Below are 22,548 nucleotides of genomic sequence, written 5' to 3'. Positions count from 1 at the left end.
TTGGGGCGATCGCCTAATGGGAAGCCCGTAGATTATGAGATTCTTGTCTAAGCAAATTCACAAGATGCTGATCACCACTAGCCTGAGCAGACTGAATACGACGCTCTAAACTCCGGCGCATATTTTCAAGATGTACTTGGCGCACATCCTGACTCATCAACTGCGAAAGCTGAGGTAATTTTACCGGACAAGACGGTGCTGGAGCCTGATGACCAACAGAACGCTCCCGCAAAGACGCTGGAATGACCGATTGCATCGTTGAGTACAAATTGCCACGGTAGTGCAGAAGTACAGATTCAGACTCCGGACGTTTAATTTCACTAGCAACACAACGACGGTGAGTTACTTGGCCACGATATTTGCCGAGAATATTTCCTTCTGTCACTTCTAAGGATGTTGGTACGTGCTCGTAAGAGACACCACGATATGTCAATTTCATATTTTCCTCTTCAACATTCCATAACTATTTCTGTAAATATTGTTACATTAACCACCTTAAATTTGCATTTATATCAGGAAAAATTTATATTTGCATCATTTTTCATAACGATTAGGCACAAAAAAAAGGAGCCGTAAAGCCCCTCTTATTTTATTCAAGTAATTTGTCTATGGGACCTAAGCCATACTCAGATGAGATGACTGAGGCCATCAACTCTTTAGGCCTGCTCTACAAGTTCAGGTTTGCGCTCTTCTTTACGAACAGCAACCTTACCTTCTTCACTAATATCGACAATAGCTGTGTCACCAGAACTAACGCGACCAGAAAGAATTTCCTCAGCAAGGACATCCTCTAGGAGACGCATAATGGCTCGACGTAATGGACGCGCGCCGTAGGCTGGGTTATAACCTTCCTCGACAAGACGTTCTTTAAATTTGTCAGTAACTTGTAGCTCGATCTCTTGCTCTGTTAGACGCTTAAAGACATCCTTGAGCAGAATCTCGGAGATCTCCTTGACTTCTTCCTTGTTGAGCTGACGGAATACGATGATTTCGTCGAGACGGTTCAAGAATTCAGGACGGAAGTATTGCTTCAATTCCTCATTTACAAGGGAGCGAATCCGGTTGTACTGGGACTCAGCCGCATCATCACCGAACTCGAAACCGAGACCGCCACCACCTTTCTCAATAACCTTGGAACCAATATTGGAAGTCAAGATAATGAGGGTGTTCTTGAAGTCAACGGTACGACCCTTCGCATCAGTCAAACGACCATCTTCAAGGATTTGCAGAAGCATATTGAAGATATCGGGGTGTGCTTTTTCAATCTCATCAAAGAGAATGACGGTATAAGGACGACGACGAACGGCTTCAGTGAGCTGACCACCTTCGTTATAGCCGACATAGCCTGGAGGGGAACCGATCAACTTGGATACGGTGTGACGCTCCATAAATTCGGACATATCCAGACGAATCATTGCATCCTCAGAGCCGAAGAAGTAAGCTGCCAAGGATTTGGTGAGCTCGGTTTTACCCACACCGGTAGGACCAGAGAAGACGAAACTTGCAATGGGACGGTTGGGGTTCTTGAGGCCAACGCGGGCACGACGGATCGCACGGGATACAGCTCTCACGGCATCTTCTTGACCAATTAAACGTTGGTGCAAAGTTTCTTCCATATTGAGGAGCTTGACGGATTCGCTCTCGGTGAGTTTGTTGAGAGGTACGCCTGTCCAAGATGCAACGATGTGGGCGATCTCTTCGGCATCAACGACTGCGTCGATGTCAGTCTTTTTCTCTTTTTGGCTGGCGGCGATCGCCCGAATTTCTGCCTTAATAGACATTTCGCGGTCGCGCAGTTCACCGGCTTTGTCAAACTCTTGGGAACGCACTGCTTCATCCTTGTCTTTGAGGACACCCCGCAGTTCCTTGTCTAGCTCTTTTGCTTCAGCAGGAAGTTGGGAATTGATGAGGCGGACGCGAGATCCAGCTTCGTCAATAAGGTCAATGGCCTTATCGGGGAGGAAGCGATCGCTGATATAACGATCTGCTAATTTTGCTGCTGCATCGAGTGCCTCATCAAGGATTTTGAGCTTATGGTGTTGCTCATAGCGTTCGCGGAGACCAAAGAGAATTTCGATGGTTTCTTCAACGGAAGGCTCACCCACCATGACGGGCTGGAAACGACGCTCTAACGCGGCATCCCGTTCAATGTGCTTGCGGTACTCATCGAGGGTAGTCGCACCGATACATTGCAGTTCACCACGAGCCAAAGCAGGCTTGAGGATATTTGCGGCATCAATGGCACCTTCCGCTGCACCAGCACCAATCAGGGTGTGAACCTCGTCAATGACAAGGATGACGTTGCCAGCTTGGCGCACCTCATCCATGATTTTTTTGAGGCGTTCCTCAAATTCACCGCGATACTTAGTACCTGCAACGAGCAGACCGATATCAAGGGTAACCACGCGCTTTTCTTCGAGGATATCTGGGACATCACCAGTGGAAATGCGCTGGGCTAGACCTTCGGCGATCGCCGTTTTACCAACCCCCGGCTCACCAATGAGTACAGGATTGTTCTTCGTACGGCGACCAAGAATCTGGATAACCCGCTCAATCTCTTTTTGACGACCGACAACGGGGTCAAGTTTACTGTCCTTTGCCAACTGCGTTAAATTTGAGCCAAACTCATCAAGAGTCGGTGTTTTGTTGCTGCGGGAGCCACCGCTACCAGCTGCGACCTCAGCGGTTTCACCCAACATACGGATAACCTGGGTTCTTACCTTAGAAAGATCAACACCTAAGTTTTCAAGGACTCTAGCTGCAACTCCCTCACCTTCCCGAATGAGACCTAGCAATAAATGTTCAGTGCCGATATAGTTGTGACCGAGTTGACGGGCTTCCTCAAGGGATAGCTCTAAGACTCTCTTTGCTCTAGGTGTAAAAGGAATTTCTACGGCAACAAAGCCAGATCCCCGTCCAATAATTTTTTCAACTTCAATGCGAGCATCCTTGAGATTGACTCCCATAGACCGGAGTACCTTTGCGGCTACGCCAGTACCCTCACCGATGAGACCGAGGAGGATTTGCTCCGTACCAACGAAGTTGTGACCAAGGCGACGAGCTTCCTCTTGGGCAAGCATAATCACCTTAATAGCTTTTTCTGTGAAGCGTTCAAACATGATCTGTTTTTGTACCTGCTGCTAGTCCCGTATGTAAGGTTGATTCTAACACAGGGTAAAATTTTGGTTTCGCGCTCCTAGAACGGTTTTTGATTCGGTTTATACTCCTAGGCAGCGTCCGGTAACATTCGCTACGAACCGATCTCTAGGGCTTCGACAATGAGGCCGTACATTAAACCAATTTTAAAGACGTTAATGAGTTCAAAGGTGAGGTTCCTGCCTTGGTTAAGTTCTTCGTCTGGCGATCGCCGCAACCATCTCGGACGTTTGTAATAAAGGCGGCTCATCACTTCAAGAATGACTAACAAAATACCTCCAACCACGGGATCCCAAGCGGCAGTTTGTCCGGCAGTTGTCGGTACAACGGTTCCAATAAAGTTACCGAAAAGCAGACTAATGATAATAAGGGCAAAACGTCGCCAAGGATTTTGGAAAAATTGCCCAAATTTTACGAGACTGTCGTCAAACAGGGTGTTGAGTCGGGTACGCTGCATCTTTAAAAATTACCAGTAGTCAAAATTTATTTGTTGAGTTGGTTGAGGAGCCATAGGGCGACGACGATGCCGGTGAAGTGTGAGGCGATCGTGTGGGTATTGGCGAGGATAATAAAAAGGTCTTTGGGTTGGATGAGCTGGGATGTGTTCGAGAAAACCGCCCCTTGGGGAATCGTTAAGGCTTTACCAATGACTAAGCCGACAAATGCTTCTGCGCCAATAATGGCGGACATCATGCCTAGGAGATTGGCGAGTAATCCGAATTTGATAGTCTGCAAGGTATAGGATTTTTTGGGGCGTAGGGCATTGTCATCGACGAGCATTAACCGGGCAATGGTTTTATAGCGAAAGAAGAAAAATATACTGACGACTAAAGCCACAATGCCGCCAGCTGCACAGAAAACGCCAAAGGTGCTGCCTTGGCTGAATGTTGGATCTTGTTGGGCGGCAGCGGTATTATCGCCACCGACGAGGCTAGCACTGGCAAAGAGCAGGATTAAAGCGGCAACGACACCTAAAACAAGTTGAACCCAAAAACCAATGTTTCCGGCAAATCTCAGGGTTGCGGAGGCGCGCAGGATAGCGATGGGGATTGAATTCCCGGTTAAGGCTCCTGATGAGGAACGTTTCATAAAGGGTTTTGTCGGTTGTTAAACGGCTTTTTCTTGATCTATTTTGTCATAGGTTCTTTGCTTTCTAGTAGTCTCGATGGGAAATCGGGGGGCGATCGTCTGTCTACATTTCCCTAACAAATCTCTCGGCTAGAATAAAAAGCAATCTCATAGAGACTCATGGCGATGGTGCAACAGTTCTCTCCAGACTCGACGACGGGCAAAATCAAATATCCAGACAGTGACGGGCAACCGATGGCAGATAATACGTTGCAATTTCAGTGGATTGTTACGATTAAAGAAAATCTCGAACTGCTCTTCGCCGATGATGAAAATGTATTTGTGGCAGGGGATCTACTGTGGTATCCCATCGAAGGTGATAACAAAACTCGCCGTGCGCCGGATGCAATGGTCGTTTTTGGTCGCCCCAAAGGTTATCGCGGTTCCTATCAACAATGGTTAGAGGGTAATATCCCGCCACAAGTTGTCTTTGAAATTCTGTCGCCGGGTAATAAATTGCTTGATATGCAACTAAAACAGCGATTTTATGAGCTGCATGGTGTCGAAGAATATTACCTCTACGATCCTAATAAAAATGATTTGGCGGGATGGCTGGCTCAAGAGGGAGTTTTTAATGTCATTGAGCCGATTGATAATTGGACAAGTCCTCGTCTCGGCATTACTTTTACGCTCGCAGAAGAAACACTGAGTATTTTTCGACCGGATGGAAAACCATTTGTTTCTTTCCAAGAAATGGATCAGCAACGTAAAAATGCCGAAAATAATTTGCAGGCAGAACAGCAGCGACGGCAAGATGCTGAAACAAAACTAGCTAAGTTGCAAGAAAAAATGCGGTCCCTAGGGTTAGACCCCGATGAAGTTTGACTCTCAGCAGCGGCAAAAGGACAGGCTATGATAATCGTTTAATGTTTGTGTCTGTCGGCGGTTGATGAATCCGATTCGGTTAACGCTATTTTTTATTGGTCTCAGTGTGGTGCTGGGGCTAATTTTGTGGTTGATCAATTCGCTGTATCGTCTTTATCTTCAGGTTTCGTTTACTGCGCCGTTTCTGGCAAATATCCTGATTTTGTTATTGATTGGCTTAATCGGGCTGATTTTATGGACATTTGTTCGCTATTTCAATCTTTTTGGTCTAAATAAATCGCGCAAGAAAAGAGTGCGTCGGTCGGTCTCGACTCCGGATATCCCCCAACTTCCTACTGAAAAAACTGAGGTCGCGGCAGCGAATCTTCAGGTGGTGCAGCAGCAGGTTTCGCAAATTCAGGACGAAGTGGCTCGCAAAGTGCTGTTGGGGCGATCGCAGGAAATTCAAGCCAGTTTTGAGCGGAACGAATTACAAGTCGCAGTGTTTGGGACAGGTTCGGCGGGGAAGACTTCTTTGGTGAATGCCATGATCGGCGAGATTGTCGGCAATGTGGAGGCAACGATGGGTACAACGAAGTTGGGAAAACAGTTTCGTTTAAAGCTCAAGGGATTAAAGCGCGACATTGTGATTACGGATACGCCCGGTATTTTGGAGATGGGTGAGGCGGGTGTGCAGCGGGATGAGCTGGCGCGGGATTTGGCGACGACGGCGGATTTACTGTTATTTGTGGTGGATAATGATCTCCGGCAATCGGAGTTTGAACCGCTGTGTGAGTTGGCGGAATTGGGGAAACGATCGCTCCTCGTGTTTAATAAGGTTGATCTTTATACGGAAGAAGATCAAGAAATTATTGGCGATCGCCTCAAAAGTAAAGTGCATCATTTGATCGCTGAGGCTGACGTAATTCCCGTCTGTGCCAACCCTCAACCCTTTGAGCTAGAAAATGGCGAACTTTATGAACCGGAACCAGAAGTTGTGCCGCTGATGGAACGCTTGGCGACGGTGCTGCGGGCGGAAGGGGATAATTTACTGGCGGACAATCTACTGTTGCAATCGAAACGCCTCACCGAAGAAACTCGCCGCATCATTGACCATCAACGCAAAAAACAAGCAGAGCAAGTTATTGAACGGTATCAGTGGATTGGAGCGGGAGTGATTGCGGTCACGCCTTTGCCTGTGGTGGATATGCTGGCGACGGCGGCGGTAAATGCCCAGATGGTGATGGAAATTGGGCGGGTCTATGGCTGCGAAATTGACGGCGATCGCGGCAAAGAGTTGGCGGTATCCCTCGGCAAAACTCTCGTCAGTTTAGGCGTTGTCAAAGGCGCAGTGGAAATGTTGGCGCGGGTTTTACAAACGAACGTCGCAACTTTTGTGGTGGGCAAAGCTATTCAAGGAGTGACGGCGGCTTATTTGACGCGCATTGCCGGAAAAAGTTTTATCGAATATTTTAGTAACGACCAAGATTGGGGCGATGGCGGCATTACTGAGGTGGTGCAAGAGCAATTTCAACTCAGCAAAAAAGATGAGTTTGTTAAAGATTTTGTCGGTGAAGCACTGCTTAAAGTTGTAAATCCTTTCAAAGATATGTGGCAAATTGAGTTTGAAGAGAACCCAGAGCTTTCAGAATTAGAATGGACAACACCAAAACGTCGCCGTCGTGACGAGTGGTAGCTGGGAGAATTTGAGATGAATATAGAGCGTGAAGTCGATTGGCAAAAGCTGGCGGCAGTGCCAGAACTAGAAGCGTTTTTTGAGACAGACTTTGAAAGTTTTCAGCAGCTCATCCAAGAATGCATGGCAACGCTATCCCAGTTGCCGGAGTCAAGTTTAGACAAAATTGCCAAGCTACGGGCATTAGAAGTGACTAATGGCATTACCCAGTGGGCGTTTCGGCGCGGCGCGGAACAGGCATTATCCGTGGAGCAAACCAGAGTCTGCATGAATTTGGTAATGGGCTTTATGAAGCGAGTTGAGTTGGAATTTCCCAGCATCGGTAAGGTGGAGTTTGCCCCTGAAGAAAAAGATTACGTGCAACGGGTGCGGGGTTTGTATTTAGATGGATTTAAAAATAATTCTGAAACGGCAGTGCGGGAATTTCACGCTAATTCGGCAGCGCAATTCATAATGTGTGGCCGGCAGCGGCTAGAAGCGGCAATGGCTCTAGTGGAAAAGGATTACGGCGAAATGTTTTCTGAGTTTTTTATTCAGCGTGGGCAAAAGTATATTCGGTCTTATTTAGAGGCTTTATCGCCGTCTGATCCTGCATAACACTTGGCAGGCGATCGCCTTTTCGTTCATGATCTAAGTCTGTGCGTGGAGGTAGAAGATGAAAATACAAGCGGTGGACTACACAACGTTAGTGGCGTTGGTGGCGGAACTTCGGCGGGATTGGGTTCCGGCAAAATTGGAGCAGGTTTATCAATACGACAAACAAACGATTTGTTTGGCTCTACGCACTCTGCAAAAGCGAGATTGGCTGTGGGTTTCTTGGCATCCCCAAGCGGCACGACTACACATGGGCGATCGTCCGCCGCGAGATCCCGATACCTTTACCTTTAGTGAGCAGTTACGCCATCTAATTAAGGGTTCAGCATTGGTCGCCATGGAATTCATTCAGCCTTGGGAACGGGTTGTGGATTTGCAGTTTGGTACACGTCCCGGTGATCCGGCAAAGTTTCATCTCTACGTCGAAATTATGGGGAAACATAGCAATGTGATCCTCACCGATGCTGATCACAAAATTATTACCACTGCCCAACAAATTACTAGCGATCGCTCCACTATTCGTCCCGTCGAAACGGGGCAACCCTACCAAGTTCCCCCTGCCCTAACGAAAACTGCTCCCAGCCTTGATGAAACTTTTGAGCGTTGGCAAGAGCGAGTTGCTTTATTACCAAAAACCTTAAAAAAACAATTACTTTCTAACTACCGTGGTGTCAGTCCATTACTCCTCGAAAATATGATTGGGGCAGCGGATTTAGCATCTTCCCAAAATGCCCATGAGGTCACTCCAGAGCAATGGCAAGCTTTATTCACCCAGTGGCAAAACTGGCTGCATAGTCTCAATCAAGAAGATTTCTCCCCAATCAAGTTGGCCGATGGTTATAGCGTGATTCATTGGCAAAATTTGGCAGGGAAAAGAACTGATAATTTACAGGGTTTGGTGAGCAAATATTACGGCGATCGCCTCAATGAGCAGCAATTCCAACAACTACGCCATCAGCTCCAGCAAAAACTAAATACAATTCTCAAGAAATTACGCCAAAAAGCAAAAACATTTTCAGAACGACTAGAGCAATCCCAAGGCGCAGAAACCTTCCGGCAATACGGCGACTTGATGATGTCCTTTCTCCACGAGTGGAAAGTGGGGATGACAGAAATTACTCTCAATGATTTTGAAACAGGTGAACCGATCACAATCCCCCTCAAGCCCGACAAAAATGCCGTGCAAAATGCCCAAGCCTTTTATAAACAACACCAAAAGTTAAAACGTGCCAATCAAATTGTGCAGCCCCTCCTCGATGAGGTAAATACTGAAATTCATTATTTAGAACAAATCGAAAGCAGTTTAGAGCAGTTGACCACATACCAAAATGCCAATGATTTAGAGGCTTTGCAGGAAATTAAAGAAGAACTAATCCAGGAAAAATATCTCGCCTCAGACCGCAGCAATGCCAGTAAAAAAGACATCTCCAAACCCCATATTTATCCAACCCCATCTGGCGGCGAACTATGGATTGGCCGCAATAATCAACAGAATGATAACCTCACGTTTCGTGTCGCCAATGACTACGATATTTGGTTCCATAGCCAAGAAATTCCGGGTAGTCACGTGCTCCTACGCCTTGAACCCGGTGAAACCCCCGACGAAAAAGAATTACAACTCGCCGCTGATTTTGCGGCCTATTACAGTCGCGCTAGCCAAAGCGACCAAGTGCCCATCATCTACACCAAACCGAAAAACGTTTATAAACCCAAAGGTGCAAAACCCGGTATGTGCATTTATAAACGCGAAACCATTCTCTGGGGCAAGCCTGAACGCGCTAAACAGGCGATCGCCTCCCAGAGCCAAGCCCTAGACTGACGATCACATCTTAATAACCCATAAAAAAAGCGAGACCCGAAGATCTCGTTCATTTCAAATAAATTAAATCGTAATGCCTTAACTAATCTAGAAATTTAGCGACCCATGCGAGCAGCATTTAAAACCTACTCTTCCCAGTTCTTCGCAACGATTTCAGCAAGGTCAACAACCCGCTGAGAATAACCCCACTCGTTATCATACCAAGCAACAACTTTAATCATGTCGCCATCCAGCGCCAGGGTCAGACTGCTGTCAATAGTAGAAGAAACATCAGTGCCACGGAAATCGCAAGAAACGAGAGGCTCGTCAGTATAACCAAGAATGCCCTTCATCGAAGTCTCAGAAGCTTCTTTGAGAACTTGGTTGATTTCGTCGGCGATCGTGGGCTTAGAAACCTGAGCCACAAGGTCAACAACCGAAACATTAGGAGTCGGGACACGCATGGCGATACCTGTGAGCTTACCCTGCATTTCGGGGATCACAAGCGCAACGGCCTTCGCTGCACCAGTAGAAGTAGGAACAATGTTCTCAGCAGCAGCACGCGCACGACGCATATCACGGTGGCTATTGTCGAGAATACGTTGGTCGCCAGTGTAACTGTGAACAGTGGTCATTACACCCTTAACAATGCCAAAACGCTCGTGGAGAACTTTGACGATAGGCGCAAGACAGTTGGTTGTACAGCTTGCGTTACTCACAACGTTTTGCTTATTGTGACCATATTCATGGTCGTTTACACCCACAACATAAGTGCCGATATGTCCGCCTTTGCCGGGGGCTGTAATTAATGCTTTCTTCGCACCAGCAGTGAGGTGCTTGGAAGCGCCTTCTTCCGTATTGAAAACACCTGTAGATTCAATAACGAGGTCTACTTCCCAATCCTTCCAAGGGAGATTTAGGGGATTTCTGTCAGAACAGCACTTGATAATGTTGCCATTAACTGTAAGTGTGTTTGCGTCGTAGCTAATATCGCCGTCAAACTTACCCAACATTGTGTCGTAACGGAGCATGTGGGCATTTGCTTTAGTATCGGTTGTAGCATTGATACCGACGACTTGAAGTTGACTATCTGTACGACCTGCCCAGCATCTCAAAAAATTACGTCCGATGCGTCCGAATCCATTGATCGCTACTCTAATCACCGCGTCTTACCCTCTGTTTTAGACTAAATTGCAATAAAAATTTTCATTTGATGACCCCAATCATATCAAAGACTGCACAATTCGATCCCCGAATTTGGGAAAACCCTCTGCTGGATTGAAATTTTCTATGGGTTTGTCTAGGAATGCTTTTAGGCGGTTATTGTGTCGGGTCTGTTTATTTTAAATGTCAGAGGCATGGGCTGAGATTTATTGCTGAGATTGAATGCGGTTGTGGCGATCGCCTAACCTGAAGAGTAGTTTTTTGTAAAAAATCGTTAATGCTGCATACTTAGTGGTGTTTTAAGGAAGCGACAAGAATTACTGCTTCAAGTTTTGTATGTGTAAGGAGAAGGATCTTTGAAAACTGTAGATCTAAATGGCAAACCTTTCCATTTCATCGGAATTGGTGGGATCGGCATGTCTGCCCTTGCCTATGTTCTTGCACAAAGAAATTTGCCAGTGTCCGGATCTGACCAACGTTCTAGCCACATTACCCAAAGGCTGGCTGGGGTGGGGGCGAATATTTTTAACCAGCAAATTAAGGAAAATCTCAATCATTTTGATCCGACGGAGAAAGCAACGGCAAAATTGCCCCAGGTGATCTGTTCTACGGCGATCGGCACTGAAAATCCGGAGTTCCAAGCGGCACAGCTGTTGGGGTGCGATATTTTCCATCGTTCTGATGTTTTATCGGCCCTCGTCAATGAATATGACAGTGTTGCAGTTGGTGGCACTCATGGCAAAACAACCACCAGCAGCTTGATTGGTTATATCTTGCTGGAGGCGGGGCTTGATCCCACAATTATTGTTGGTGGTGAAGTGGATGCTTGGGACGGTAACGCGCGCCTGGGCAAAAGTCGTTATTTGGTGGCGGAAGCGGATGAATCGGATGGCACTTTGGTTAAGCTTAATCCCAAGATTGGTGTTGTCACTAATATGGAGCTGGATCACCCGGATCACTATCAGTCCATTGATGATGTTATCGAAACGTTCCGTACCTTTGCTGGTCATTGCAAATCTTTGGTGGCCTGTTTAGATTGTCCGATGATCGCCTCGGGGTCATTGAATTTTGATATTAGTTATGCCATTGATAATCACAGCAATGCGGATTATTGGGCAACGGATGTTGTCTATGGGTCTGCGGCGACCACTGCGACGATTTGGGAAAAGGGCGATCGCCTCGGTGAGATCAATCTAAGTCTTTTAGGAAAACATAATTTAAATAATGCTTTGGCGGCGATCGCCGTGGCTCGATATTTTGAAGTGCCCTTTGCGCCGATTGCCGAAGCATTGACAACCTTTGGTGGTGCAAAACGGCGCTTTGAGGTGAAAGGTAAACGCCAAGGGATTACGTTTATTGATGACTATGCCCACCATCCCAGTGAGATTTTGGTAACGCTCGCTGCGGCAAGACTGCGCGCTGGTAAGGAAAATCGAGTTATTGCTGTTTTTCAGCCCCACCGCTATAGCCGTACGGCCACCTTCTTAGCTGAATTTGCGACCGCTTTTAAAGATGCCGATTTAACCGTGATTACGGATATTTATAGCGCAGGAGAGGAAAATATCGCTAACCTTACGGGTGAAACCCTCCAACAGGCGATCGCCCACCATCAAGACAACGTATTTTACCAGCCTGATTTTCGTCAGTTGCCAGAATGGTTATCACCGCAATTACAAAGCGGCGATTTAGTTCTATTTTTGGGCGCTGGTAACCTTAACCAAATCATTGCTGTTTTTTTTCAGGAAAGTTTCCCTGAATAAGAGATTTTGATGATGGATCAGTCAAATGTCCATTGACGAAACTTAAAATTTCGGATTAAGGTGCGTGCATCGCGAATTTCAACCTAGCAACAAGTCAGCAAAACGAATGGTCTGCTCCCCCCCTTTCCGGTCTTCAGTATCAAGACTTCCCCTCTCTTTTCCCAAGAATGAGCCCTTGTCATTTATAAAGTCGCAGGTATCCTTAGCGAGGTACACCTCATTTCGGGTCGGTGGTGATGCGGAGTTTTATGCAGCACCAACTTCATTGGAAGAAACACAAGCTTGTTTAGAATGGTACGCCGATCACCGTGATGAGTTACCACTCACAATTTTTGGCGCTGGATCCAACCTCTTGATTAGTGATCAAGGTTTACCCGGACTTGTCGTGAATACCCACCGTCTACGGTACTACCGCGCCGAAGAGGGTGGTTTACTGATTGCCAGTGCTGGGGAACCGATCGCCCGACTAGCTTGGCATGCGGCGAAACGCGGCTGGCGTGGTTTGGAGTGGGCTGTGGGGATTCCCGGCAGTGTTGGGGGCAGTGTCGTGATGAACGCTGGTGCCCATAGGGGCTGTATTGCAGATGTCTTGCAGTGGGTAAAGGTATTAGAACCAGACGGCTCTATTTCCCAGTTAAAGCCCGCTGAGCTTGGTTACCGTTACCGCACATCTAATTTGCAGGGTGGCGATCGCCTTGTCCTTGAAGCCGCCTTTAAACTCGAAGCCGGTTTTGACATTACCGAGGTCAGGCAAGATACCAAAAAAAACCTCCAGATGCGAAAAGCCTCTCAGCCATATCATTTGCCCAGCTGTGGCAGTGTGTTCCGCAACCCCTATCCCCAAGCAGCAGGCAGACTCATTGAAGAATTAGGCCTTAAGGGATTTCGTATTGGTGGTGCCCAGATTGCTGAACGCCACGCAAACTTCATTTTGAACTGCGGTGACGCTAAGGCGATGGACATTTTTCAAATTATTAGGCACGTCCAAGGCGAAGTAGAAAATAACTATCAAATTTTGCTGAAACCAGAAGTGAAAATTCTGGGTGATTTTTCCTAGGTTTTTTATTTTTACTAAGGGATGACGTAAATTTACCAATTCGAGCATAGGGATATTAAGATGGTCTACGGATCACAACGTAGATTTAAGTAAATCTCTCGATCTGTTTTACTGAAACACATTCAACATTTAACTCTGTAACCACTATGGCAAAAGGACAAGGATTTGGTCTCGGACTCGGCAAGATGAAAGAGCTTGCTAATGCGTTTCAAAAGGCACAACAGGTACAAGAAGGTGCTAAAAAACTCCAAGAAGAACTGGAAGCAATGAACGTTGAAGGTACTAATGCTGATGGTTCTGTCAAAGTAATCCTAAGTGGTAATCAAGAGCCTCGTGGTGTTGAAATCTCTGATGCGGCGATCGCCAAAGGTGCAGATGATCTGTCCGCTGCGGTTACCGAAGCCCTTACCGATGCATACAACAAATCTACCGAAACTATGCGCTCCAGAATGGAAGAACTGACTAGTGGCTTAAACATTCCCGGTCTTTAGAAAGCGGCCTTTAAAAAACAGTAAATTAGTAAATTAATGATTAATTACTCAGTGATTATTGCTCCATAGGCCATCGGTATTTTGCTTGTGGACACAACGCACAACATTAATTTGCGGTACAAAAAAAGCTCCTCAAGCGACATGTTTGGGAGCTTTTTTGTGATCGACTGTGGACTTCGATTAAAAAGCTTTAGCGATTTAAAGTTTGGTAGGCTTGCTGGACATCTTTAATGGTGAACAGGCTGGAGAATTTAATGTTTTGACTGGCATAAAATTCAGCCCCTCCCTGTTGTCGGTCCACGATTGAAATGATTTCTGTCACTTCATAGCCCATATCCTGTAGGCGCTCCACTGCTTGTGCCGCTGATTTTCCCGTTGTGACCACATCTTCGAGGACGACCACCTTAGCGCCTTGGGGTAATGGGGGGCCTTCAATGTAGGCTTGCGTACCGTGACCTTTTGCCTTTTTTCTAATGATGAGTGCCGGTAAAGGGCGAGCTTCATAGGCAGAAACAATGCTAACGGCGCTCACAATGGGATCTGCGCCAAGGGTTAATCCCGCCACGGCGGCTGTGTCTGGTGCTAATTGCTGAAGAATCAGGCGACCTGTCATGACACCTCCTGCGGCAGTTAGGGTGACGAGTTTGCCATTGATGTAGTAGGTGCTTTTTTGACCGGATGAGAGGGTAAAGTCTCCTTCTTTGTAAGCTTCTGTAGCGATTTGGTTAAGTAAGCATTGTCTTAGGGTTGCGGCGTTAGCCGTTAACAGATCGGAAAGGGAAGGATTAGTTGTCATGAAGCTAAAGAAAAGGAAAACTTGACCAATTTGGGTTTGTGAGCAAAGATGCTGGTAAGGATTTGATTTATGGACGAACCTACCATGCAGAAATGGTCTCATCATTTAATCACAGTTTTCGCAGTTGGAGCGGCTATTCAGGTGACTTCGGCTGGGGCGATCGCCCAAACTTTTTTAGAAGGCCGTGACCCCACTTATCCAGAGCATACCGCCGATGTCTTTGACCGTGCCGTTGATTACGAGCTGCGTAACGTTGACACAAGTTTCGATACTTGGCAGGTGCTAAACGACTTTTTTGGTGTTGTGCCGTTTTCGTTTCTTGAGCCGGGTTATCCAGAGCACAACGCAAAGCGCGATTTTAAGAAAGTCGATACTCTGTACCGCGACATTATGTTGCAACAGGTTGCCAGTGATCCTGTGATTCGTACACCGGACTTGGCAAATCCCTATAATTCTTCCCTTCGTAGTGAAGCTCCCGCCCAAAATGGCACATTGCAACTGCTACGTGGCACAGGTTTTTCCTTCGACCGTTAGCAAAGGCTGATCTGTTAACTGGAAGATGTTTTTAGGTTGATAAAAACCGATTAGTTTGTGTCCCCTAGGGACTGACTGGCAGGCTAACATTGAACTAAAAATTATTTTTCACAACGAGCCAAAAAATATTGAAAGATCTAACCAAGCTACCAATGGTGGCTGAGCGCGTGAATCAAGTCCAGGGTGCAGGAGTTGAACCTGCCTAACACGAATTATGAGTTCGTTGCCTAAACCGCTCGGCCAACCCTGGTAGTTTTGTGGTCTCAATGACCCGGTGGTTATCATAATATAATTTGTGGTTACTGCTTTAAGCAATTTCTTCTTATTGGATGTTGAGTGGCGATCGCCTATGAAATTTCAGACGACTCTAGCCTTTACTTTATTGCTGCTTGTGGCAATGGTGGGTGCTGGGACAGTAAGTGCGCTATATGGCTTTACCCTTGGTTTTGAAGCCCTAAAAGGCGTTCGTCAACCGGAGGGTAACCCAGCTCAGCAGTTGGTACGTAGTCGCCGAGCTTCCGGTGCTGGTGATTCGGTAAATGGCATTGAACTAGTTTCGGAACGGGAAGTGATTGTCGAGGTGTACGACAAAATTTACGCGCAAGAGCAGGAATTAAAACGGAATAGCGTTGCCAATGCGGCACAGCCTGAAAATAATTTTGTAAAATTACCGGCTAGCGAAACAGTCAATATCAGTACAAATGGCGTTGAGGCAACAGAAGAAACGGTTTTTCCATTGACGAATGTCGCTAACAATATTCGCTTTGATGTGACAAATTCTCGTCTTTTAGGCAACTATTGGGTCATTGATATTAGTCTGCAAAATGGGAGTAATTCTGCCGTCCGTTTTCTCTACAATTTCCTTGAGCTAAAGGATGCCCAAGGTCGTCTTGTGAGTGGTCAAACGGAAGGATTACCGGCTGAGATTCCGGCGAATAATCAAAGCTATACCGGACAGGTGCGGATCCCGGCGGTGATTTTGGAAGATGTTGAAACTATCTCCATGAGTTTGAGTGATTATCCAACTCAAGATATTACTTTGGAGATTGCTGATATTCCGGTGGTACGTTAAAAGGTAAAAATAAATAGTGAGGGTCTTTACGCCAAATTCATGTTATCCAGTGGTGATATCTTAGTCCGGCTGTGCTCAGTTTTTTTGCTGATTGCAATTAATGCTTTTTTTGTGACGGCTGAGTTTTCTATTGTGTCAGTGCGGCGATCGCGTATTAGTCAGCTTATTGCTGAGGGAGATACGAAGGCAAAGATGGTGCAGACGTTGCAATCTCGTCTGGAACGATTGTTGTCTACGACGCAGTTGGGCATTACCTTGTCGAGTTTGGCCTTGGGCTGGATCGGTGAAGATACGATGGCCAGCGCGATTGAGCAGTTATTGTTGAAATTGCCTGTGCCGGAAGTGTGGATTAAATCTTTTGCTGTTTCTGCGTCGATCCCGTTTGCGTTTTTCTTGATTGCTTATTTGCAAATTATCCTCGGCGAACTTTGCCCGAAGTCTGTGGCTTTATCTCACTCTGAGGAAATTGCCCGGTGGTTAGCGCCGCCGAGTTTGGCGATCGCCCGTATTTTTAAGCCCTTTATCTGGATTTTAAATCAATCAAATCGCAGTATTTTAAAAATATTTGGTATTGCCCCAATTCATCAAAATCTTCTCCATGACCGCGTTACCCCGGAGGAGTTGCAGCTAATTATTAATACTGAACAGGAATCTATGGGCTTGGAAGCCGAGGAACGGGAACTGCTCAATAATGTGATTGAGTTTGGGGATGTCAAGGCAGAAGAAATTATGACCCCCCGCACGAGTATCCATGCGATCGCCAAAACAGCGACCCTTGCAGATCTCCTCGGTAAAGTGAGTGAAACTAACCATTCGGCCTATCCTGTGCACAATGAATCCATTGATGACATTGTGGGTTTTGTGCGTTTTAGGGATTTTGCCGCACCCTTTGCCGACGCTAATGTGAGCCTTGAGAGTACGATTGAACCTTGGATTAAGCCAATTCCCTTTGTCGCTGAAAATACACCGATCGCCGATTTATTACCAAAAATTCAACGGACAAAACAGCCCATGGTGATGGTGGTTGATGAGTTTGGCGGTACATCTGGGTTATTAACGTCAAAAGATATTATCAATGAAATTATTGGCGATGAGCTGGAAGATCGTGTTCAGGCGATCCCTACCATTCAGAGCGTTAATCGTCAGACGTTTTTGGTTGATGCCCAGGTGGATATTGACGAGCTCAATGAAGCCTTGCAACTGAATTTGCCGACGACGGATGATTACCAAACCCTCAGTGGTTTCTTGCTTTACTATTGGCAAAAAATTCCGGTGATGAATGAGGTCTTTCGGTTCGATAATCTAGAATTTGTGGTGACTGAAATTAATGGTCCCCGTCTGAAACAAATTAAAATTGTGAAGACCAAGTCTGAGTTTGAGGCGATCGCCGAGCCAGATAGTTATAGAGAAACTGACCCTACTGCAAATTTTGAAGATATTCTGCCGGAGCAGGAAGACCGCAGCAATGGCTAGTCATCGTCAAAATATGAAGTGAAGTCAGTGCGGAATGTAAAGTTGTGGTGATAGTAGCCTAGGACTCTTCTTCAGAGTTGGTCGCTTTTTTTTTCGTGAGGTCAGGAATCAAATCTGGTTTCTTGGCATCTTCCCAACCGACTGGACGCTTGGAATTGAAAAAGGCAATTAGGCCAATGACAACGGCTGCAACAAGTCCGACGGCATAAACCAACGTAAAGTACAACGGAAAAGGTCTCGCCGCCGCTGCCAATAGAAATTCAGAATATTCACTCATTGCACTTCAATCGTTACGTTTTTTCACAATATACCAACAAGTGGAGACCCGGAGAAATGTCTCTGTCTGCTAGATGGCGATCGCCATCGGGATTTTCAGCATAATTACTGTTAAAATTCGTGGTTTTGATCGTTGTGATTTCTTGAAAAAAGAACGTATTGTCTTAAAGTGGCAGATTAAATCATTTTTGTTGGAATTAAACGATAGTGTTTTGAAATACCGTAAATTTCACGAATAACTATCTTATGCCGCGTCATCCTGTCTTTAATGCACTGTTTGAAGTTTTTGTACCGTGATTTTTCTGTTTATGGCTCACCTCTTTACCCCATCTTCAAAGCCTTGGTCACACCAATGGCTCCTTTATTTGGGTTTTATGCTGCTCGGTATTTTTGCGTGGCTGCCGAATAGTTTTGAGGCGATGCGCGATTGGCCATGGCTACCTGTGTGGCAAGGGGGATTTGGGTGTGTGGGGCTGTGGTTTGTTTTAAGTTTGCGAGACTATCAGCGACCATGGCAGGGCTTAGGTTATGGCTTGGATTGGGGAATCATGGCTTTATCGATTGCTTTGATTTTGTCTACGACTCGGGCAAATAACCCGGCTGCTGCTGCTTGGTATTTTGTGATGGTGTTTGGCCATGGCATGGTGCTTTACGCGCTCCGCAATTGGCTTCAGCAGGGACAACTATGGCAGTGGCTTTGGATGGGCTTGAGTGGGGTGGGTGTTGGTTCTGCGGTGATGGGTTTAGGGCTGTGGCTACCCCAAGCTGACTGGCTGAATTTGCGTAATCCGATGCCGTTGGGTTCCTATGGGGGCATGGGTGGCTATTTAGTTTTGGTTTTTCCTTTGGTTGTGGCTTTGGCGATCGCCCAACAGGGTTGGCAAAGGTGGCTCGCTACTGTGGGAGCTGGCATTATTTTGCTGGATTTGTATACGACTGCTGCTCGTTCTGCATTGGTGGCGATCGCCGTTGTGGGGATGCTCAGTTATCTTGTTTCGTTAGTAAATGGGCGGCGGGGCTTTTCCCTACAGAACTTAGTCCTCAAGACATTTTTACTCGTCATGGTACTGATGACTGTGGGCTTTAACCCTAGGGTTTTTGCGACGGCAAACTGGCAAAATATTCAGCCGACTGTTGCCTCTCAACTGAATTTGATGGATTCAGTGCGGGATCGGTTTTTCCTCTGGGTGACCAGTATTAATGTGGTGCAAAGTAATCCTATTAATGGTTTGGGGTTGGGGCATTTGGGGCGATCGCTGGATTTATTTCGTCCCCTCGCCAATCGCTCTCCGGAAACACCCCATTTATTTAGTACGCCCCTACAAATTTTGAGTGAAATGGGTCTCCTTGGTATTGTGGCGAGTTTGCTTTTTTTATTTTTGGTGATGCGCCTATGGCTGTCAATTTTGCCCTATGTAGAAAAAGATAGTGCGGCTGAGCTGTTGTTATACGGCATCGGGGCGGGCTGGGCGAGCTATGGCATTGTGTGCTTTGCTAATTATCAACTGGAATATTTACCTATTAGTCTGACCCTCGTGGCTACCTTGGCTTTGTTGTTGGCGATCGCCCAAATGTCTAGTCCTGAAGTACAGTTGCCTTTAAAAAATCGCCAGCGACGGGGTGTCCAACTGGTGAGTTTGTGGGTTTTCCCGATCGTTTTATATTTGGGCTTGCCTATGACTGTTTCGGTGGCCTTAAATGCTCAAGCCCAGGAGGCAAAATCCGTTGACAATGTAACCCTATACGAACAGAAGCTCAACAATGCCCATCGTTTTGTCCCTTGGCAACAGAGCCATATGGTGGATTTGGGGATGCACTACTGGCAAATACGCCAAGATCAGTTTGCTGCCGGAGCCACAATGGATGAGCTGAAATCTTTAGATGACTTGATTTATCGCTATTTCCAAAAAGCGAGTCAAGCTGTTCCCGACGACGCATTGTTGCAATACAACGCAGGGGCGATCGCCGTCGATCTAGCCTCAGAACCCAGTACCGAAATTTTTTCGACGCTACTCAAAAAAGCAAATAATCGCTTTCCCTATACGCTATATTTTTTGGCAAAAAGCTACCATGCCCAGGGTTTATGGCCAGAGAAAGTCACGGAATTGCTTGCTTTACAGCTATTGCAGACACCAGAATTTGTGGCAGCTCCCCGTTGGGACTCAGACCCCGCATTGGTATCTTTGAGAGAGGCTGTCTATGAAAAGGCGATCGCCCACTACGAAACCCTTCTCAAAAAATTACCGCCTAATGGTAGCGACTATCGACAAACCTACGAAACGATGCTTTTGCTGAAGTGGTGGCAAAACGACTTCTTGGGGCAGGTTGCGCCGCGTCAGTTAAGCCCTGTGGTGCAGGCGATTATTTTTGCCGATGCCCAACCCCAACGTTCTTTAGAAATCATTAATGATGCCCTCGCCGACAAGCCCAACGATCTACCCACTCAACTGCTAAAAGCTTGGTTTGATCCAGAATTTTCCCTGAGCTTGGAACGCTCCAATGGAGAAACTATTTTGGTCAATCAGCCTAGTACTCGCTACGGTACATTGCGGGAATGGGTGGCGGTAGGTCTCCCTCCGGAGCTGGTAAAGCCGACTCCTGTACTAGAACGAGAGTTTCGTTATCGTGATCCAGATTTGGCCGGCTTCAGTCAGATTATTCCGCCTACAAATTTACGGTCTGTACCCATGCTAAAGCTCCTCGGACTATTCGGCGATCGCCCCTTTCCTGAACTTGATGCTTTCATTGCAGCACAACAGCAACGACTAGAGAACTAGAACTATTTTGGTGTTTCCCAACAACTGTCGCCACAAAAAAAGAGTAGCGACTAAGCTACTCCTAGGGTTTTGGGATGGGCGACCTAGAGGTTTAGATCATGGTAACTCAACCTTAAATACGACCCCGTAACATCATGGCCATTTCGTTGGGGGTGGGAGATTTTTCAAGGGCGACTTCTTCCGTAATGCGGCCTTCTTGGTACAGGTTAAAGAGGGACTGATTCATCGTGATCATGCCGTCATATTCACCGTCTTGCATGAGAGCAAGCATCTCTTCGTATTTGGCTTCTTTGACGTAATCGCGCATCGTTTCGGTATTCACCAAAATGTCGTGGTAGGCCGCCCGCTTACCATCCGTTGTCCGGCATAAACCTTGGGCAATAACGGCAACTAATGATTCGGCGATCGCCACCTTCATCGCATCCTGCTCTTCCGCACTATAGAGGTTGAGAATACGTTCAATCGTTTTAATCGCACTATTTGTATGGAGCGTGCCCATAACTAGGTGACCTGTTTGCGCCGCTTTTAGAGCTGTGTTGACCGTTTCTTTGTCTCGCATCTCACCCACAAGAATCAGATCCGGGTCTTCACGCAAAGCAGCCTTAAGGGCGTTGTCAAACTTAAGAGTATGCATCCCCACTTCCCGGTGTTTGATCAAGGATTTCTTACTAGTGTGGACAAATTCCACCGGGTCCTCGATGGTAATAATATTTTTCGGGTGGGTTTTATTGATGTAGTCCACCATGGCCGCCATGGTGGTTGATTTACCAGAACCCGTGGGTCCCGTCACTAAGACCAATCCTTTTTCTGAATCTGAAATATTCTTGAAAATCGGAGGCAAACGTAACTGTTCCATAGTCAAAATTTTCAATGGAATCAGACGCATAACCATCGAAGGACCCAGCAACGAATCGAAGATATTGATCCGCACCCGGGCAAATTTATATTGTGTTGCACCGTCAAAGTCGAGATTATCTTTAAACCGCTGGATTTCTTGGGGGGTTAAGACCTCATGGAGCCACGCATAAAACGTGTCATTGTCGGTCATCGGATAATTGGTTAATAAAATTTCGCCGCGATCACGGAAACGAGGAATTTCACCAACACCGACATGCACATCTGAATAACCCTCCTTATGGGCATGGGTCACGATTTGCTCTAGGGAAGGTTGTCCTGCCCCCCGCTGGGGAATGCGAGGTGCAGCGGCTGTTGCTTTTTGCCTTGGGGGAGGAGGAGTTGCTGGACGGGCTGGTGTGGGAGGACGTTGGGGCGATCGCCGTTTTTGTTGTTGAGGCGTAACGATTCGCGTTTCCTCCTTAGGCATTGAGGGTATAGCTCCACCACGAGGAGCGACAATCTGAGTTTCCTCCGCACCACCTTGGGCATTCATCGGTGGCATTGGCATTTTCTGACCAGCATCAGGACGTTGTGGCGGTGTTGGTGTCATAGGAAATTGAGCATCACTTATAGGTTTATGGGCACGAAAACTCTGCAAAGCTTACGTTCTCCGGTAACTCACATCATTACCATTAGCCAGACATGATTTGGAGAATGACCCAATTTTATTGTTCCCATGTTAACTCGAATCGCTAAATCGCAAGGCGATCGCCAAAGCACCGTGACAAAGCCTTACACACAGCCATAGAATCGATAATCCCTAATGCCTTAATTCACAAATAATCACCTACTTCAGACAGCTTAAAAGACAAATCAACGAACCTTTGCCATCATCCAAAAGACCAAGGCAACTAGACCCATCAAAGTAAAGAAATGTAACTTTTTTCATCCTAAAAAAAGGTTTCTCATAAAAGCATTAGCTTCGTCTCAGAAAAAACATTTCCTAATAAGTTTAAATTCCTATCGCCGCAACATGATTGCTAATTGTAGACCTTAAAATCCCTGAAAACACTTTATTTGAAGGAAAAACTACCATATTTGAAAAGAAGAGCAATTAAGTTCTGTAAACAAAAAC

20 protein-coding genes and 1 tRNA gene are annotated in these 22,548 nt (G+C 46.4%); 12 read left to right on the top strand and 9 right to left on the bottom strand.

What is annotated here, in order from left to right:
* Positions 1 to 13 precede the first annotated feature (13 nt).
* The 4 genes from NIES208_RS08285 to NIES208_RS08270 form a co-directional block, all read right to left on the bottom strand.
* Positions 14 to 439, bottom strand: a complete 426-nt coding sequence (locus NIES208_RS08285; protein ID WP_075891627.1) for a DUF4278 domain-containing protein — start codon at positions 437 to 439, stop codon at positions 14 to 16.
* A gap of 217 nt (positions 440 to 656) precedes the next feature.
* Positions 657 to 3,119 (bottom strand): ATP-dependent Clp protease ATP-binding subunit, encoded by a 2,463-nt coding sequence (locus NIES208_RS08280; RefSeq protein WP_075891625.1) that lies wholly within the window; start codon positions 3,117 to 3,119, stop codon positions 657 to 659.
* Positions 3,120 to 3,250: 131 nt separating this feature from the next.
* Positions 3,251 to 3,613, bottom strand: coding sequence for a DUF565 domain-containing protein (locus NIES208_RS08275; RefSeq protein ID WP_075891623.1), 363 nt, complete (start codon positions 3,611 to 3,613; stop codon positions 3,251 to 3,253).
* A 26-nt stretch (positions 3,614 to 3,639) separates the two neighbouring features.
* Positions 3,640 to 4,245 carry a DUF3611 family protein gene (locus tag NIES208_RS08270; RefSeq protein WP_075891621.1) on the bottom strand — a complete coding sequence of 202 codons (606 nt, stop codon included), beginning with the start codon at positions 4,243 to 4,245 and terminating at the stop codon, positions 3,640 to 3,642.
* 165 nt (positions 4,246 to 4,410) lie between these two features.
* Here NIES208_RS08270 and NIES208_RS08265 point away from each other — a divergent pair, with 165 nt between their 5' ends.
* The 4 genes from NIES208_RS08265 to NIES208_RS08250 all read left to right on the top strand — a co-directional run bounded on the left by NIES208_RS08265 (position 4,411) and on the right by NIES208_RS08250 (position 9,197).
* A complete protein-coding gene (locus NIES208_RS08265; protein WP_075891678.1) occupies positions 4,411 to 5,109 on the top strand; it encodes a Uma2 family endonuclease in 699 nt (232 codons plus the stop codon).
* 64 nt (positions 5,110 to 5,173) lie between these two features.
* Entirely contained in the window at positions 5,174 to 6,784 is a 1,611-nt protein-coding gene (locus NIES208_RS08260; RefSeq protein WP_075891619.1) for a YcjF family protein, read from the top strand.
* A gap of 15 nt (positions 6,785 to 6,799) precedes the next feature.
* Positions 6,800 to 7,381, top strand: a complete 582-nt coding sequence (locus tag NIES208_RS08255) for a hypothetical protein (protein WP_075891617.1) — start codon at positions 6,800 to 6,802, stop codon at positions 7,379 to 7,381.
* A 64-nt stretch (positions 7,382 to 7,445) separates the two neighbouring features.
* Positions 7,446 to 9,197 (top strand): Rqc2 family fibronectin-binding protein, encoded by a 1,752-nt coding sequence (locus tag NIES208_RS08250; protein WP_075891676.1) that lies wholly within the window; start codon positions 7,446 to 7,448, stop codon positions 9,195 to 9,197.
* A gap of 125 nt (positions 9,198 to 9,322) precedes the next feature.
* Here the strand turns inward: NIES208_RS08250 and NIES208_RS08245 are convergent, their stop codons facing one another.
* Positions 9,323 to 10,339: a type I glyceraldehyde-3-phosphate dehydrogenase gene (locus NIES208_RS08245; RefSeq protein ID WP_075891615.1), complete on the bottom strand. Its 1,017-nt coding sequence runs from the start codon at positions 10,337 to 10,339 to the stop codon at positions 9,323 to 9,325.
* A 357-nt stretch (positions 10,340 to 10,696) separates the two neighbouring features.
* Between NIES208_RS08245 and murC the strand changes: the two genes are divergently transcribed.
* The 3 genes from murC to NIES208_RS08230 all read left to right on the top strand — a co-directional run bounded on the left by murC (position 10,697) and on the right by NIES208_RS08230 (position 13,648).
* Entirely contained in the window at positions 10,697 to 12,100 is a 1,404-nt protein-coding gene (gene murC / locus NIES208_RS08240) for a UDP-N-acetylmuramate--L-alanine ligase (RefSeq protein ID WP_075891613.1), read from the top strand.
* Positions 12,101 to 12,206: 106 nt separating this feature from the next.
* Positions 12,207 to 13,157, top strand: a complete 951-nt coding sequence (gene murB, locus NIES208_RS08235; RefSeq protein WP_075891611.1) for a UDP-N-acetylmuramate dehydrogenase — start codon at positions 12,207 to 12,209, stop codon at positions 13,155 to 13,157.
* A gap of 146 nt (positions 13,158 to 13,303) precedes the next feature.
* Positions 13,304 to 13,648 carry a YbaB/EbfC family nucleoid-associated protein gene (locus tag NIES208_RS08230; RefSeq protein ID WP_075891609.1) on the top strand — a complete coding sequence of 115 codons (345 nt, stop codon included), beginning with the start codon at positions 13,304 to 13,306 and terminating at the stop codon, positions 13,646 to 13,648.
* Between the two features lie 190 nt (positions 13,649 to 13,838).
* On the opposite strand, the gene pyrE is transcribed toward NIES208_RS08230, so the two are convergent.
* Entirely contained in the window at positions 13,839 to 14,444 is a 606-nt protein-coding gene (pyrE, locus tag NIES208_RS08225) for an orotate phosphoribosyltransferase (RefSeq protein WP_075891607.1), read from the bottom strand.
* 69 nt (positions 14,445 to 14,513) lie between these two features.
* On the opposite strand from pyrE, the gene NIES208_RS08220 reads away from it, so the two are divergent.
* A complete protein-coding gene (locus NIES208_RS08220) occupies positions 14,514 to 14,978 on the top strand; it encodes a hypothetical protein (RefSeq protein ID WP_225875276.1) in 465 nt (154 codons plus the stop codon).
* A gap of 177 nt (positions 14,979 to 15,155) precedes the next feature.
* Here NIES208_RS08220 and NIES208_RS08215 read toward each other — a convergent pair.
* Positions 15,156 to 15,228, bottom strand: a tRNA-Ile gene (locus tag NIES208_RS08215).
* Between the two features lie 45 nt (positions 15,229 to 15,273).
* On the opposite strand from NIES208_RS08215, the gene NIES208_RS08210 reads away from it, so the two are divergent.
* Positions 15,274 to 16,050, top strand: coding sequence for a hypothetical protein (locus NIES208_RS08210; RefSeq protein ID WP_225875275.1), 777 nt, complete (start codon positions 15,274 to 15,276; stop codon positions 16,048 to 16,050).
* A gap of 39 nt (positions 16,051 to 16,089) precedes the next feature.
* Positions 16,090 to 17,523 (top strand): hemolysin family protein, encoded by a 1,434-nt coding sequence (locus tag NIES208_RS08205; protein WP_075891603.1) that lies wholly within the window; start codon positions 16,090 to 16,092, stop codon positions 17,521 to 17,523.
* Positions 17,524 to 17,581: 58 nt separating this feature from the next.
* On the opposite strand, the gene psb35 is transcribed toward NIES208_RS08205, so the two are convergent.
* A complete protein-coding gene (gene psb35, locus NIES208_RS08200) occupies positions 17,582 to 17,800 on the bottom strand; it encodes a photosystem II assembly protein Psb35 (RefSeq protein ID WP_075891601.1) in 219 nt (72 codons plus the stop codon).
* 73 nt (positions 17,801 to 17,873) lie between these two features.
* On the opposite strand from psb35, the gene NIES208_RS19210 reads away from it, so the two are divergent.
* The gene (locus NIES208_RS19210; RefSeq protein WP_216349383.1) at positions 17,874 to 18,038 is read left to right on the top strand and encodes a hypothetical protein; all 165 of its coding nucleotides are present in this window, start codon (positions 17,874 to 17,876) and stop codon (positions 18,036 to 18,038) included.
* A gap of 69 nt (positions 18,039 to 18,107) precedes the next feature.
* Positions 18,108 to 20,576 (top strand): O-antigen ligase family protein, encoded by a 2,469-nt coding sequence (locus NIES208_RS08195; protein WP_075891599.1) that lies wholly within the window; start codon positions 18,108 to 18,110, stop codon positions 20,574 to 20,576.
* Between the two features lie 112 nt (positions 20,577 to 20,688).
* Here the strand turns inward: NIES208_RS08195 and NIES208_RS08190 are convergent, their stop codons facing one another.
* The gene (locus tag NIES208_RS08190) at positions 20,689 to 22,023 is read right to left on the bottom strand and encodes a type IV pilus twitching motility protein PilT (RefSeq protein WP_171971741.1); all 1,335 of its coding nucleotides are present in this window, start codon (positions 22,021 to 22,023) and stop codon (positions 20,689 to 20,691) included.
* Between the last annotated feature and the right edge of the window lie 525 nt (positions 22,024 to 22,548).

The sequence above is a fragment of the [Limnothrix rosea] IAM M-220 genome (assembly GCF_001904615.1).
Lineage (GTDB): Bacteria > Cyanobacteriota > Cyanobacteriia > Cyanobacteriales > MRBY01 > MRBY01.
Note: the sequence above shows the minus strand (reverse complement) of the source record. Positions and strands in the feature narration are given on the sequence as shown.